12 protein-coding genes and 1 pseudogene are annotated in these 15253 nt (G+C 56.4%); 4 read left to right on the forward strand and 9 right to left on the reverse strand.

Translation table 11 applies throughout. The annotated features are described in order from the left end of the window. Positions 1-207 precede the first annotated feature (207 nt). The 8 genes from ACVW0B_RS00425 to ACVW0B_RS00460 all read right to left on the reverse strand — a co-directional run bounded on the left by ACVW0B_RS00425 (position 208) and on the right by ACVW0B_RS00460 (position 8128). On the reverse strand, positions 208-867 hold the full coding sequence (locus ACVW0B_RS00425; RefSeq protein WP_457490681.1) for a DUF2157 domain-containing protein: 660 nt from the start codon (positions 865-867) through the stop codon (positions 208-210). Positions 868-884: 17 nt separating this feature from the next. After that, entirely contained in the window at positions 885-1631 is a 747-nt protein-coding gene (gene purC, locus ACVW0B_RS00430; protein ID WP_414344193.1) for a phosphoribosylaminoimidazolesuccinocarboxamide synthase, read from the reverse strand. Between the two features lie 10 nt (positions 1632-1641). Then, positions 1642-3201 (reverse strand): sugar transferase, encoded by a 1560-nt coding sequence (locus ACVW0B_RS00435; RefSeq protein WP_457490682.1) that lies wholly within the window; start codon positions 3199-3201, stop codon positions 1642-1644. Positions 3202-3411: 210 nt separating this feature from the next. Beyond that, a complete protein-coding gene (locus tag ACVW0B_RS00440; protein WP_457490683.1) occupies positions 3412-4149 on the reverse strand; it encodes a class I SAM-dependent methyltransferase in 738 nt (245 codons plus the stop codon). Between the two features lie 77 nt (positions 4150-4226). Beyond that, positions 4227-5117, reverse strand: coding sequence for an FAD-dependent thymidylate synthase (locus ACVW0B_RS00445; protein ID WP_457490684.1), 891 nt, complete (start codon positions 5115-5117; stop codon positions 4227-4229). 70 nt (positions 5118-5187) lie between these two features. Next, positions 5188-5958, reverse strand: a complete 771-nt coding sequence (locus ACVW0B_RS00450) for a DUF4397 domain-containing protein (RefSeq protein ID WP_457490685.1) — start codon at positions 5956-5958, stop codon at positions 5188-5190. Between the two features lie 183 nt (positions 5959-6141). Further along, positions 6142-7437: a bifunctional sterol desaturase/short chain dehydrogenase gene (locus ACVW0B_RS00455; RefSeq protein ID WP_457490740.1), complete on the reverse strand. Its 1296-nt coding sequence runs from the start codon at positions 7435-7437 to the stop codon at positions 6142-6144. Between the two features lie 166 nt (positions 7438-7603). Continuing rightward, positions 7604-8128: a DUF192 domain-containing protein gene (locus tag ACVW0B_RS00460; RefSeq protein WP_414344197.1), complete on the reverse strand. Its 525-nt coding sequence runs from the start codon at positions 8126-8128 to the stop codon at positions 7604-7606. Positions 8129-8398: 270 nt separating this feature from the next. Here ACVW0B_RS00460 and ACVW0B_RS00465 point away from each other — a divergent pair, with 270 nt between their 5' ends. From ACVW0B_RS00465 to ACVW0B_RS00480, 4 genes are all read left to right on the forward strand, one after another. Then, complete coding sequence (locus ACVW0B_RS00465) at positions 8399-9709, forward strand: serpin family protein (protein WP_457490686.1); 1311 nt, start codon at positions 8399-8401, stop codon at positions 9707-9709. Between the two features lie 111 nt (positions 9710-9820). Continuing rightward, on the forward strand, positions 9821-10435 hold the full coding sequence (locus ACVW0B_RS00470; RefSeq protein WP_414330774.1) for a Uma2 family endonuclease: 615 nt from the start codon (positions 9821-9823) through the stop codon (positions 10433-10435). A 93-nt stretch (positions 10436-10528) separates the two neighbouring features. Continuing rightward, positions 10529-11116: a hypothetical protein gene (locus ACVW0B_RS00475; protein WP_457490687.1), complete on the forward strand. Its 588-nt coding sequence runs from the start codon at positions 10529-10531 to the stop codon at positions 11114-11116. 211 nt (positions 11117-11327) lie between these two features. Then, on the forward strand, positions 11328-15053 hold the full coding sequence (locus tag ACVW0B_RS00480) for a PAS domain S-box protein (protein WP_457490688.1): 3726 nt from the start codon (positions 11328-11330) through the stop codon (positions 15051-15053). Here ACVW0B_RS00480 and rpsU read toward each other — a convergent pair. Continuing rightward, positions 15050-15193: pseudogene (rpsU, locus tag ACVW0B_RS00485) on the reverse strand (30S ribosomal protein S21). The gene ACVW0B_RS00480 and the pseudogene rpsU overlap by 4 nt on opposite strands. Positions 15194-15253 lie beyond the last annotated feature (60 nt).

The raw sequence follows: 15253 nt of genomic DNA on the forward strand, positions 1-15253 counted from the left end.
TCAGTACGGATTACTACCAGTTGATCTTTCTGTTTACTTTCGAGTCTGCCAACATGGTAGCCAAAGCAAAGCAGAAAATTGGTAGTAAGACGACACGGAAACTGCGCTTTGGGTATTCTACTCAAAGCTTTGCGGGATACCGCCATTCTGGTTGGAAACAAACAGAATGCTATCGCTGCATAGTTGAACAGTGATGTTCAGCAGTGTTCAGCGTAAATGTATCAGGAAGTTGACAGTCCCCCAATCCACGAAGTCGGCTACCATCCCCGAGCCCAGCAGAAGGCAGGCCAGTACACCGCTGGGGCTGTGACGCAAGCCGTAGGCCATGGCCAAACTGCCCATCCCCCAGGCCCAAAACAAGCCTGCCGCAGATCCCCCAAGCTGAACCCACTGGGCCATCAGGCCAATACAGGCTCCCAGGGTCAGTTCACCGGCTATCAGCAGGGCGCTGCCCAGCCGTCGGGATCCCTGCTGCCAAACCTGGAAGCCAGCCACCTGCAGCCCTACCATGAGGGCCAAGCACCCCCAGGCTCTTGCCCAGCGGGGAATGGCAGCCCAGTTGGCCGCCACAAAGGAGATCACCCCTAGGCCCACCAGAACTGCGCCAAACAGCAGCAGCACCAGGGCAAATCGCCCGCCGGCTGAGCGTTGCAAACTCTCCAGTTGGTAATACTCCCGCAGGCGATCCCGTTGGGCAGGTTCGATCAACCCCTGCTCCACCCAGGTGTTCAGCAGGTCGGCCAGTTGGCGGCGGAAACGCTCGCCGGGGTAGGGGGGGCGGGGAGAGGTCATGGCGGGATCCCGACAAGCGAAAGGAGGCTCGGGCGTTAAAGGAGTGGGATCGCTGAGGCGATTATAGTCCCTCACCCCTGGCTCCTCTCCCTCTAGGAGAGAAGGAATTGGGATCCCACTGCCTGGAGCACCCGCTGCAGCACCTCCTGGTAGCCAGCCACCGGATCCCCCAGATCAAAGCGAAAGAGATCCTTGTCCAGCACTCGCGGCTCGGATCCCCCCCGATCCCAAAGACGGCAGGTATCGGGGCTAATCTCGTCGGCTAGCAGGATCTCTCCCTTCTCGTCCAGGCCAAACTCCAGCTTAAAGTCCACCAACTCTAGGCGGCAGCTTCGCCAGAAAGCCTGCAGATGGTTGTTGATGGCCAAAGCCAGGGATCCCAAGCGCTCCACCTGCTCCGGCGTGGCCAACTGCAATAGGCGGATGTGATCTGGGGTCACCAAGGGATCCCCCAAGGCATCGTTTTTGTAATAGAACTCCACCAGCGGCGGCTCGATGGGAAGGCCCTGCTCCAGGCCCAGCCGTCGGCAGAGGCTACCCGCTGTGCGGTTGCGCACCACCACTTCCAAAGGCAAGATGTGCAAGGCTCGCACCTGCATCTCGGTGGGGCCGGTTTGGGCCAAGAAATGGTTGGGGATCCCTTGCTGCGCCAGGTAGGCAAACACATGGCTGGAGACGGTGCAATTCACCTCTCCCTTGCCGGCGATGGATCCCCGCTTTTGGGCGTTGAAGGCCGTGGCGTCGTCTTTGTATTGGCAAAGATAAACCCTGGGATCGGCAGTGCGGTAGATGCGCTTGGCCTTGCCCTCGTAGAGCAGCTCTTGGGGGGAGAATGGCATACGCTAACCCCTAGTATCCGGCCAGCCGTCCGCGGATCCCTTGCCAGAAGGTGATGGCCAAGATGCGCAGATCCAGCCACAGCGACCAGTTTTGCACATAGTAGAGATCATACTGGGTGCGGCGGGCAATGCTGGTATCCCCCCGTAGGCCGTGGATCTGGGCCCAGCCGGTGAGGCCACTTTTTACCAAATGCCGATCCGGATACTTGGGGATCTCCTGGCTAAACTGCTCGACAAAGTAGGGCCGCTCTGGGCGGGGGCCCACTAGGCTCATTTCCCCTTTCAGGACGTTCCACAGTTGGGGCAGCTCGTCCAGGTTGGTGCGGCGCAAAAAGGCTCCTATCTTGGTTCGGCGCGGATCCCCGGGGCGCGTCCAGCCCGGCTGGCCGGCTGCCTCAGCATCCACTCGCATGGTGCGGAACTTGGCAATCCAAAAGCGACGCCCGTCCAAGCTCACCCGCTCTTGCCAATACAGAATGGGGCCAGGACTGCTGCAGGCTACCAGCAGGGCAATAATCAAAAACAGAGGGCTAAGCAAGATCAGGCCCAGGGAAGCTCCTAGGATGTCTACAGCTCGCTTGAGGAACCGGTTGTGGGCGTAGCGCAAAGGGGGCTGACGCAGAGTTAGCAGCGGGATCCCGTCGAGAGACTGTAGGCTGAAGTTCACCGTTAAAAAACTCAAGATATCCGGCACCAAGCGCACCTGCACCGACAATGTTTGCAAACTGAGCAACAGAGGAGCAGTTGCCAGCTCCGGTTGCCCAAACCACACCTCCTGCACTTCTGGGTGGGCTTGCAGATAGGCGATCAAATGGACCAGATCCAGACGCTCAAGAGCCGACCAGGAAGGCTCAAGCTGACTGCACAAGCAGGAGAGGGTTCCTCGGGATGAGCCGGACAGAGTCCTGTCGGCAGACTCAACCCCGCCAGAGGTAGGGCGGGCGGTGTTTAGTACTGGATATGAATCTTGACAGGGATCCCCATTTTGAGATGGGGGATCTTCCTCAAAAGAGCCTTGCTCTACGCCTGCCCAGGCGACTACCTGGAAGCCCAACTGCGGGGATCGCTGCAATCGCTCCAACACTTCCGCCAACACCGACCAGGATCCCACCCAGATGACCTGCCGCCGACCGTAGCCCCTAGAGCACAACCAGCCCATGCCCAGCCGCAACCCCACCCGTACCAAAGTCAAACTCAGCAGAGCCAACAAGCCGGCGTAGCCCACCACCAGCCGCGACAAAGAGACCGAGCGAACGAAAAAGGCCCCTGCCAGCACCAAACCAAACGTCAATCCCAACCCCACCAGCAAACTGGCCCATTCTTCAAAGCGAGACAAGCGCTTCGACTCACCGTATCCGCCTAAGCCCGCCTGAATGCCCCAATAACTGAGGGCGGTCAACAATCCCAAGGCCGCGTAGACATCCCAAGGCAAGAGCTGATGAAGACGCAAGCTGCGCAGCCAGTAGCCCGCCCCAAAGGCCAACCAAATACAAAGGCCATCGCCAAAACAGGCCAAGGGCACCCACAAACGATGCAGATCCAGACGAGTTTTATAGCCGCGTTCGGCCAAGGGTTATCTCCTTCGGCATCAAGACTGTTGACAATCTTACAGAAAAGATTGTGCATCTGAGGCTATTGGACAAGATCAGTGTTGACCAAAACTTGAATAATGCTGTAGCAGGAATCACCCGAGTTGCAGGCATTGGATGTCGGAATATGAGAGATTAAGCCATGATCAAAGATCAAAGTGCAGCCTGAGCACGGCAATGATAACAGAATACTACGATTTCTTTGCCGGGCTGGCCACTGCCAGCAGAGACAAGCCAAAGGGCAGGGAAAACTTAGGTATCAGATAGGCTTCTGCAGCAAAAATACCCGTCAGCAGTCGATTGAGCCAAAGCGGCGGCATTTTCAAATCTTGGCTTTCCCTCAGGCGAAGCACTTTCTGCATTAGGCGGATCCCTGCAATCAGTGGGAAAAGAAAACTGTTGAAAAAAATAAGGATACGAACTTCTAAACCTGAGCTTTTAAGCAGTGACAAAAGTTGCCCACGGGTATAGCGTCTCTTGTGATGATTCAGCTCATCATGCAAACTCCACAGCCACGGATAGGCTGGAACGGTTATAACCAGGTAGCCAGATAGGGTTAACCTTTGACCGAGGGCTAGGAGAGCTTCTTTGTCGTTCTCCAGATGTTCCAGTACATCCAGCAAAGCAATCAAATCAAATGGCTGAGAGCCAAAAGGGATCCGATGCGGCAACTCACCCTCGGCAACGATGCCAATACCGCGAGCTTGGGCCAGCGGCAGCGCAATCTCACTCTTTTCCATAGCCCAAACTTCGCCAAATCTGGATAACATCTCCAGGTTGCCGCCACTACCACAGCCAGCTTCCAAAATACGAGCAGAGGGTGGAAGTGATAGGGATCCAATAACCCGACTCAAAATGTGACGGCGACCCAGAAACCACCAATGCTGGTCTTCCAAGTCTGCCATTTGTTGGTAAGCCTTGGGATCCATACCCGTAACCCAACAAAAGATCAAAAACAGGATTAGCCGCAGAAGGGGTTAGCAGAGCATATCTATCTAAACTAAGTTTAGGGGGATAATCGAGCCTTTCCCCAGCGATGCTTACGATACCAGGCCGCCACGTGGGGACACCACGCTTCAAAGTGGGGCCAAATCAGTTCACACAGATGTTGAATTTCTCGTTGAGCATCTTCTTTGGCTCGTAAATCCAAAAAATGCATTAGACTACGGCAATTGAAAGAGACCACGAAGTGTTGTCGGATCCCGTAGCCAATGATGTTGCGAGCATCTTCATAGGGCAATCCGCACTCTTCTACCAGGCGATAATAAGCGATGGCCTGGCTGCGATATTGCGCAAGAATGATATCCAAAGCTTCGGGGGAGATGGGCCTAAAGCCTTGGCGGGTTTTGGCTTTGCCCTCCTTGACGCTGGCAGGAACGTAAAACAAAGTTTCCAGCTCTTGCAAAGACAAGGAGGACTCCGTCCCGCCACTGTGCTCCGCAATGTGCTCCGCACCGCTGTCGCGATAGGCCTCCGGCCCGCTGACGCGATCGCTGACGCAACCGCAGCCGGTCTCGCCAACAGGAGCAGCAGTCTCGGTTGTGCTCCGCACCGCTGACGCGAACAAGAGCTTTTTGCCCAAATCGGCAATTTGCTGGCCTGTATATCGGAAGGATTGAACATCAAAAGAAATTCCCACCCGATGAGTACGGGCCTGTTGCATGACGGCGTGGGGAAAATAGCCCACCCCAAACGTGATCTGAGGATGCTCTAGAGGCCCATAGTGGCCACGGTTGCCCTCCAGCAAATGCCGCACCACGGCCTCTCCATACTTTTCCGGGATCCGGCTTTCTGAGGTGACAAAATCAGGGCTGTAATCCTGGTGCATTGCCTGGTAGATGACCCGTTCTGGATCTGGGGTTTGATTCAGCACCACAACTTGAAACAAAGCATCCACAGGCTATACCCCCTGTGAGCAAAAGGGATCCCAGAACAGTATAGGGAGGATAGAACCACAAGCAGCCTTGCTATAGGAGCCTACGAGCTCGAGTTTCCTCTGCCAGCACCAGGCTTAGGGCCGGATTGCTGCGCAACAATCCCGCTACATAGAGGGTATAGACCTTCCCCGCCTCCAGCTGCAGGTCAAACCGTTGCAAGGGAATGCTCCGGCTGGGAGCCGACTGCACACCTGGCCCAGGGGCTGAAGGGGCTATGGCCACTTGAATTTGGGTAAAGCCGGGGCGCATAGCTTGAAAGGTGGATACTTGTCCAAACGCCAACTGGGGGATCAGCACACGCCCTTGCTCTCCTTGCCATTGCAGGGCCGGTGCATCGGGAGCAGCGTGGACAAACCGCACCAGGGCCTGATCAAACGGCGGATGGATGTTGTCCTCTAAGACCAGGGCTGTCATGCGATTCGGCTCATTGGCGGCCACCACCGAGAACACTCCCCCGCCCCTGAGATTGGCTACGGTTCTGGCCGCAACCGCAGAACTCGCAGGCTGGCCAGGGTTCTCAGGCGTTGAAAACAAAACAATGTCGTACTCGCCCGCCGGTATGCGCACGTACTCGCTCACCGAGCCATAGGCTATGCCCCGAGCAGCTCTCACCCCTCCCACTTCCAAGTCGATCCGAGGGGCATTGGGGGCCACATGCACCAAGCGCACTTGGACTTCAGAAACTCCTGCAGATGCCGAAGGCATCGGGATGGCACAGCCGGACAAAAGCCCCGACATCAACGATCCACCCACCATGCAGAGTACTGCGCTCACCCACTGTCGCACCATGTTCACGCTCACTCCTACTCCTCACACCCAACGCTCATCAGGGATCGAACTGCTGTATTTCTGCAAACCCAAGGAGGGCACTCTCGCTCCCCAAAAGTTCCCATTGGCACGCCAAGGAACCTGCTCTTGTCTTACTCCACTTTTGCGCCCAATGCCATAGAGCTATGGAACGGGTTGGGATCTAGTTCCTTTTAACTAAACCAAAGGCAAATCACCGGACTCGGCCCCACCTGCAGCATCTGGGTTGGGGGCAGGGATCCCTGGCTGGGGAGACCGACGGCTAAACAAGCGGAAATAAGTGCTCACAGCCAGCTCTTTGAGCGGGAAAAGCAAGTAGGTGAGGGGGTTGATGGTGACGATGATGTTGCGGCAGTCTCGTTTGGCCTGGGCCAAGATCTGAGCGGCCACCCAATCTCCCGACATAACCCCAATGGGATTGAGCTGGCTCTTGAAGGGGCCGAGGATGAGCTTGCGCACTGTGCAGGGAGCATCGAGGCGGCGCAGAGTAACCAGATCGCCTAGGGCCCGCTTGGAGAGCTCGTAGAGGGGACTGAAAGCAGGGCTAGCCTCAGCCTCTGAGGTGTTCACCCACACCTCTTTGGTGGCCATCTCAGGGTTGCCGCGCACCGTCTGGAAGAACAGCTCCATTAGGCGCCAACTGGAGAAGGTATTGACGGCGTAAGACTGGCGAATGGCCTCGGGATCCCGATCCCCATGAACATTGAAGCCGTGGTTGAGCACCAAGATATCCACCCGCTCCAGCAGCTCTGCCAGGGATCCCTCTTGCCCCACCTGCCAGCGAACGGTCTCCACCGGCTGGATCTGGCCGTCCACTTCGATGTGAACCGAATCCGAATGGGAGCTGAGGGCGATGACTTTGGCCCCCTGCTGGTGAAAATGCTTGAGCAAGGCCCGGCCCAGGGTGCCGGAGGCGCCGGTGACGGCTACTCGCTTGCCTTTCAAGGAGAGACTGGTGCCCATGAGCCGATCTACGAGAGTCAGGGTGCCGCAAAAATAGGCGTTGGTATCGTCGAAGTGGTGCCGCCAGTGGTAGGCGCGGTTGACATGCCATTGGCTGGGAGGAACGGGGAAAGGCCCCGGCTGGTGGGTGATATCCGTCTGCAGGGCCAGCCCCCAACCCCGCAGCATACCAGCCACCCAGAAACTGGCCGAGTAGAGAATGCCCACCGTTGCCGCCAGGCCGTACAGCCAGGATCCCCAGCCCAATACCACCACCCAAGGGATCCCGGCCAGGATCATCGTCGCCGCTTCGGGAACGTCGTGGTGCCACTGGGATTCTCGGTACAGCTGTGCATCCACCACGCTAAGGTCGGGGCGGAACAGGCGGTGGTGCAGGATGTGTTTGGGCATCAGCCAGGGCCACCGGTGGGCCAGCCAATGGCGCACATCCCGCACGATCTCAGCCCAAAGGATGGAGGCTAGGGCGACAGCCCCCACCCCTATCCAATGACTTACGCTGCTGACATCCATAGACTCGCTTGCGGTGGCCAAACTGCTCTTGGGCTTGTCGTCGCCTCTTCTGTAGGCTTAGTTAGCAACCCTCAAAAATCATCGCAAAGATTCTTCAAAAGATCATCTGCGAGCCTGTCTTCCCTCACCCCCGGCCCCTCTCCCTCAGGGAGAGGGGAGGTAGAAATCAAGGGGCTACGGGCTGAAGCTCTCGGATCTCGACCGGATCTCCAACGGCCAAACCCAAAGCAGCAGCCGTCCCGCCGCGGAACTCCAGCACACCGTCCACCAACTGGGAAGGAGGCGGCCCATAGGTGGGGCAGGGTTGGGCGGGGCAGCCGGGCACATCGGCGGCAATGTACACCACCTTGCCTTGGTGAAGGAAAATGATGTCCAGGTTGATCAGGGTGTTGAACATCCAAAAAGAAGCTGGCTGGGGCGGATCAAAGGGAAACCACATGCCCCGATCCGGCGGCAAATCGGTGCGAAACATCAGGCCCAAGCGCTGTTGCTCAGGGGTGCGGGCCACCTCTAGCTCAAAGCGTTGGCCGGCAAGGGTGACTTCGGCTTCAACCGGCAGTTGCTGGGGCTGCCCTATGGCTGGGGGGGATGGAGAGATGGCTTCGGTTACCTGAGTTTGTGAGGCGGGAGATCTCTCCGTGGCAGCAGTACATCCCAAGCCGGATCCCAGGAGCAGTAGAGCCAGGCCCAAGGCGACTCTGCACCCTTTTGGAACGTGTATCGTGAACAGAACCATGTGGCACTCTCCTGTGCAGGCTTCATCCTATCGCGCCGGACGCTGCTGCCGCGACTTGGCCAACCGGATGCAGAAAGTTCCCCTCTGGGAGGGCCTTGCCAATTCTTGCTTGCCGGAAGCTGCCTGCGTCTTTCCACCTTGAGCGCAGCCGGAATGGCGGCCCTGGGCAAGGGAAGTCCACAACCGACCCGATAGCATAGCCATAGACTCTGCCAGGAGAGCCCTATGAAAGACCTGTTTAATCGATCCTTGGTGAGCCGGATCCCTCTTCTGGCTCTGCTGGGTTTACTGAGCCTGGGCCTCTGGCCCACTCACGGGATGGGATCCCGTTCACAGGAAACCCCGGTGCGGATTCCCTTTGAGCCAACGGTGACCTATGGGGAAGGGTATGGGGAAAAGACCGTGGCCCAACAAGCCCAAAGCCGCTTTGCGCTGAAACTGTTTGATCACCTGCTCCGTCAGCAGCCCCAAGAGAACCTCTTTTTCTCCCCCTTGAGCATCCGCCTGGCCCTGAGCATGCTCTACAACGGCGCCTCTGGGGAGACTCAAACGGCAATGGCCGAGGTGCTGGAGGCACAGGACCTTTCCCTCAATGAGTTGAACTGGAGCAATGCCCAAATGGTGGGCTGGCTGGCGGAGGGATCCCCGGCAGGAGGGCCAGTCCAGGTGCAAATGGCCAACGGCCTCTGGGTGGATCAAACCCTCACCTTACAGCCCCAGTTTTTGCAGGCTTTGGCCACCTACTACCAAGCGGTGGTGAATCGGGTGAATTTGGGATCCCGGCAAACGGTGAACCAGATCAACGGCTGGGTGGCCGAGCGCACCCAGGGCAAGATCAACCGCATTGTGGATCGCCTCAGCCGCGAGGATTTGATGGTTTTGCTCAATGCCATCTACTTCAAAGGCGAGTGGACTCAGCCCTTCGATCCGGAGCGCACCCAAACTCAGCCCTTTACTCGGTTGGATGGCCGCCGCGTCCGAGTACCCATGATGGTTCAATCAGGTCGTTACGACTACCTGGAAACCGAGCAGTTGCAGGTGGTGAGCCTGCCCTACGGGGAAGGAGAACTGGAAATGCTGATCCTGCTGCCCAAGAAGGGAGTGAAGCTGGAATCGCTGCGGGCAGAGCTGAGCCCGGAAACTTGGCAAGAATGGACGGGATCCCTGCGCCCCCGTGCCGGTTCGGTACGGATCCCGAGATTTGAACTGGCTTATGAAACGGATCTCACTTCAGTTCTACAACAGTTGGGCCTGGGGATTGCCTTTTCCAACCGAGCCGACTTCAGCCAGATGACCCCAGAGCCAGCGCGGATCAGCAGAGTCCTGCACAAAGCAGCAATTGAAGTGAACGAAGAGGGATCCGAGGCGGCAGCCGCTACTGGGGTGATCGTCTCCCGGACTGCTGTCGACCGGCAAGAGCCCTTTCAATTTGTGGCAGATCGGCCCTTCTGGTTTGCCATTGTGGCCTCCAGATCCGGCGGCAACCCAGCGGCCCAAACCGTGTTGTTCATGGGATCCCTGGTGGATCCTAAATGAGGGGATCCCTCAGGGCAGCTTGCTGACTTCTTGCCGGGCCTGCAGATTGCTCTTCAGGATGTGTTGACTCCAGACTGGCTCCCTTAGCTGTTTTTCATTGCAGAGGTCGTGATGGTCGAGGTTTTGGAAAGAGAAAAATTGGCTGAGGCACCTGCTGATAGTTCTCCGGCAGCTTCTCGAAAAATTTGGACTGACGAAGAGTTTATGGCTTTACCGGAGGATGGCAATCGCTATGAGGTTGTGAACGGAGAACTGGTTACCGTGGGCTCGGCAGGCGCAAAGCATGGGTACTACGTAAGTTTGATTCATATCATTCTGGGCTCCTACGTTCGCAGTCAAAGGATTGGATTTACCTTCGATTCCGATACTTCCTTCAAAATGAAATCCGGTAATCGCCGCTCTCCGGATTGTTCTTTTTTTTCCAAAGAACGACTGCAATCTCTGGGCGGGATCCCAAGGGGTTATATTGAGGGATCCCCAGACTTGGCTGTAGAAGTTCTCTCCGATGCCAACACCGTTGGAGAGATCCACGACAAGGTTGTTGAGTATTTCGAGAATGGATCCCGGCTGGTCTGGATCATTCATCCTGAAGAGAAATACGTTTTGGTCTATCGCCGGCCTGAGCCTGAAGCATTGAAGAAACCCGGCGACATCCTGGAAGGTGGAGAGGTGATCCCTGGATTTGCACTGGATTTATCAGAGTTTTTTGCCGAGCCGGAGTTGTAGTTTTTCACCAACGCAATGCCCGGATAAGATGCCTTCAGCGCCTAGGGAAAAGCAACCCCTGTTAAGCTAGCCTAAGCAGTGGGATCCCATTTCATGGCACCGGTCTATCCGCAGGTTCTGGAGCGCAATCCCAAACGGCTGCGCATTGCCCTACAGCGGTTTACCTCTCAGCAACTGGCTTGGCGGGCGGCAGGGGGCTTGGTGCTGCTAATTTTGGGATCCCAACTGTGGGCCCGTTCGCCGCTGTGGGGGTTGGTGGCTGTGGGGATGGGCCTGTGGGCTGGGATCCCTTGGGGGTTGGGGCAGATCCTGAATCTAGATTGCCAAAGCCAACGGGTGACCTTGACCCGGCTGGGTGGCCCTTGGGGCTTTTGGCGGCAGCAGGTGTTTTCCTATCCCTTGGCTCAGTTGCAAGGAGTGCGGGTACATCGGGTAGGCCAGGAGGTTTTGGACAACCAAGCTCAAGAGAGTTTCCAGGTACAAAGTCAGGTGCGGTTGCAGTTTCGCGGAGATCCTTCTGAGCAGGAGCTGAAAGAGGAGATCATCGCTTGCTTCCATAGCCAAGTGAGCATCAAGGGGGATGATCCGGAGGCTTTCGTGCTCTCTCAGCGGCTGGTGCGCTGGATTGAGAACTATCTATCTGAACACTTAGGAAACCTAAGAAACAACTCTTCATCCTAAAAGCCCCTTTTCAGGGGATACTATTTCTTTTCAGGGGATACTATTTCACGTTGGCGGCAATCCGCCGGTTTACAGTGGATCCAGACTTCGCTTTCCTCTCCCAGGGGGATGGTGGAAATGTTGGCACAGTGCCTGAGTCTAAGTTAGAAATACTACCGAAAAGCAGTGTACTCCTCGACACTCTCTAAACTTAACTTAATCGACAACCTTCATGAGCGCCTCCTGGGATCTGGTCAACCTAAACACCTTACTCGACCGAAACACTCTGCCCGGATGGCTTTGGCTGCTCCTTTGGGGATCCTCACTGGCCGTGGTGATGTACTGGCAAAGGCGCTGGCTGCAGCGGGATCAGGTGGGTTTTCCCGATGTCATCATGCTGGCGCGTGCAGATACGACGGTGGTGGAATGTAACGAAGCTTGCCAGAAAATCTTGGGGGATTGGCGGGGCAGGCGCTGGATCGACGTGCTGCCGGCAGAAGAGCAAGAGCAGGCGCAGCAAAAGATAGCCCAGCTCACCCCTCAGCAGCCTACCTTCACCCGAGTTGGCAGGGTATCGGATGCAGCGGGGCAGGTGCGGTGGTTTGAGTGGATCAACCAAGGCATTTTTGACCGGCGGGGCCGCTTGCAGTTTATTCGCGGCGTGGGCCGAGACATTACCGAGAAGAAACAGTTGGAAGAAAACCTGCGGCTGCGGGAGGCCCAACTGCGCACCTTGTTGGATGCCCTGCCATTGGCGGTGTGGGCCAGGGATCCCCAGGGAGTGCTAATTTTGCAAAATGCCACTGACCGCGCCTGGTTTGGCGATCTGCTGGGTACTTCTCTGGAGGAGGTGGCTCGAGAATATCCCCACTGGCCGGAGTACACCTCTCAAGTTCTATCCGACGTAGAGCGGCAAGGGTTTTGCCAATTCGAAGGTAAGGAAATGATTCAAGGTCAGGAGCGCTATACTTATCGCCTGGCCGTAAAGCTTCAGGATCAGTCTAAAGGTTTGGGACTTCTCGGCATTGTCCTAGATATCACCGAACAAAAGCGCCTGCAACGAGAGCTAACAGATCAACAAGAACGCTTTCGCGCCTTCCTCAACAACAGCCACGACATTTTGTGTCGGATCGATGCCCAAGGTCTGCTGCGTGCCTTAAATCCTCCGGCTGCTGAGAAAATTTTGGGGCGTGCTCCCAATCAGGGAGAGGCCGTACCCTTGGATTGGGTTCACCCCGAGGATCGGCAGAACGTTGCTAATGCTCTTGAGCAACTCAAGGCTCGACCTGGCGAGACACTCAGCTTTATTTACCGGGCCCAACACGCCGACGGCCAGTGGGTGTGGCTGGAGAGCCTCTGCACCAATCTTTTGGAGGATCCCTCTGTGCAAGGGATCGTTTCCAGTACCCGCGATATCACCCAACAAAAGCAGGTGGAACTGGCTTTGCGAGAGAGCGAAGCCCGCTTCCGAGAAATTGCAGAGGCTGTACCGGTGGTTTTCTTTGTGTATTCTGCAGACTTGAGCCAGTCTCTCTACAAAAGCCCCCAAAGCGAGAAGATCTGGGGTTACACAGCAGAAGAGTTTCGCCGCAAGCCAGATCTCTGGAAAGACACGATCCATCCCGAAGATCTGCCAAGGGTACTGCAGGCGGCCGCCCGAGCCACTCAAGAAGCCCAGCAGATCACCTACCGCCTTTTCCATCGGGATGGCAGGCTGCGCTGGCTGCGTACTTCTTGCCGACCCATCTTGAACGAACAGCAAGAGGTTATCCGTATTGTTGGCATTACCGAAGATATTACGGAGCAGAAAGAAGCAGAGCTGGCTCTACAAGAAAGCGAAGCTCGGCTTAGGGCTATTCTGGACGGGATCCCTTTTTCTATCTTTCTCAAAGATCTGGAAGGGCGCTATCTTCATGTAAACAAGACTTATCTACAACAGAGAGGCTGCAAGGCAGAAGAGCTCTTTGGAAAGTTGGATAGTGAGCTGTTCGCATCAGAAGAGGCTCTAGAATTTCGAGATCAGGATCAAAAAGTCCTGCAATCTCCGCATCCTGTCAGCTACGAGCGAACCTTTTTCCGCGATGGCAAGAGATTGACCCAGTGGGTCACCAAGTTTGCCCTGCGGGATCAGCAGGGGTCTCCTTACGCCGTTTGCGGCATCGCTGTGGACATAACGCCCCTCAAACAAGCCCAAGATCTGTTGCTGAAAGAAGCAGAGCGGGAGCGGCTGCTTGGAGCTTTGCTGCGACGCATCCGTCAGGATTTGGATTTGCAATCTATCTTGCAAACCACTGTTGCAGAAGTGCGAGAGATTTTCCAGGTGGATCGGGTGATGATCTATCAGTTGCAGGAAGGTGTAGGGGGGTTTGTAGCTGCTGAGTCGGTGGCGGATCCCTGGCCCAGCCACTTGGGCCGCTACGTGTGGGATGAGTATTTCCAAAGGGATCCGTGCTATCGCAAGTACCAAGAGGGCTTTGTGCAAGCCATAGCCAACGTGGCGACGGCCAATTTGGATCCTTGCTATCGGGAGCTCTTGGAATCTTTCCAGGCCCAAGCCAACTTGGTGATCCCAATTCGGCGGGGAGAGGATCTCTGGGGCTTTCTGGTGGCACAGCACTGCCAATCCAGCCGCCCTTGGCAAGAGTGGGAAATCCGGCTTTTACAAGAGCTGAGCGATCAATTAGCCATCGCGTTGCAACAGGCCCAGTTATATGAACAACTGCAAGCCCTCAACCAAACCTTGGAAGAAAAGGTTCGGCAACGCACCTCTGAGTTGCAGCGATCCCTGCAATTTGAGGCCCTGCTGAAACGCATCACTGACCGGGTGCGCGACTCTCTGGATGAAGCTGAAATTCTCAACACCGCTCTGCGCGAGCTGGGAGAAAACCTAAATGCAGATGGCTGCTATATTGGCCTTTACAACGCCGATCTCACCCTTTCCGCCATCAGCTACGAGTATTGTCCTCGCTTGGGGTCGGCCTTGCATACTTGTATTCCCTTTGCCCAATATCCAGATCTCTACGCCCAGTTGTTGCGAGGAGAGCCCTGCATATTTTGTTTACTTCCTGACGCCCCCCGCCAAGGATCAGTCTTGGTCTGCCCTCTGCGGGATGGGGAGCAAGTCTTGGGGGATCTGTGGGTTTTTCGCAGCAGCGAGGAAAGTTTTGATGAGCAGGAAATGGATCTCGTAGCTCAAGTGGCCAATCAATGTGCTATCGGCCTAAGGCAGGCGCGCCTATTCCGAGCTGCCCAAGAGCAGGTGCAAGCCCTGGAGCGCCTCAACCGCTTGAAAGACGATTTCATCAGCACTGTCAGCCACGAGCTGCGCACTCCTCTAACCAGCATGAAAATGGCCCTGAAAATGTTGCAGATGGCTCCCACTGGGGAGAAACGAGCTCAATACTTAGCCATTGCAGAGCGAGAATGCCAGCGGGAAATCGAGCTCATCAACGACCTGTTGGATCTGCAGCGGTTGCAGTCCGGGACCTACGCTCTAAGTGTGCAAACCCTCACCTGGCGGGAGCTGCTAGGGGATCTGTTAGCCATTGCCGAAGAGCAGGCCCGCGCCAAAGGGCAAACCTTTCAAGCCAGTGTCCCTCTGGAGAGCACCCTCACGACGGATCCCTTGCTGTTGGGACGCATCCTGCGGGAGCTCCTGCACAACGCGGTGAAATACACCCCCGGCCAGGGATCCATCCGCCTAGAAGTCAGGGTTGAGGCCAACCGAACTCGCATCCAAGTCAGGAATAGCCAAGAGATCCCGGCTGAGGAACTCACCCGCATTTTCGAGCGCTTTTACCGGATCCCCAGCCATGATCCTTGGAAAGAAGGGGGCACCGGTCTGGGCTTGGCTTTGGTGAAACAAATGGTGGATCAACTGAGGGGATCCATCGAGGTCAGCAGCGCCGCCGGCTGGACAACTTTCACGCTCCACCTGCCCCCTCTGCCCCAGTTTTAAAGGTTGAGCGGATCCCTGGGGACTCCTGCTTTGCGCTTGCGCTTTTCCAGGTTGGTTTCAAAGTAGCGATGGTTACGCAGATCTGGCAAGATTCCTGCCTCAGAAACTTAGCCCTTAAAGCGGCGCAGCGCCGATTTGATCCCTACCTTAGGGGTTCTCTCCCCCGGTACCTCTGCACAGCCCGTCTTATTGTAAGTTCT

The organism is Thermostichus sp. MS-CIW-23, assembly GCF_054059455.1.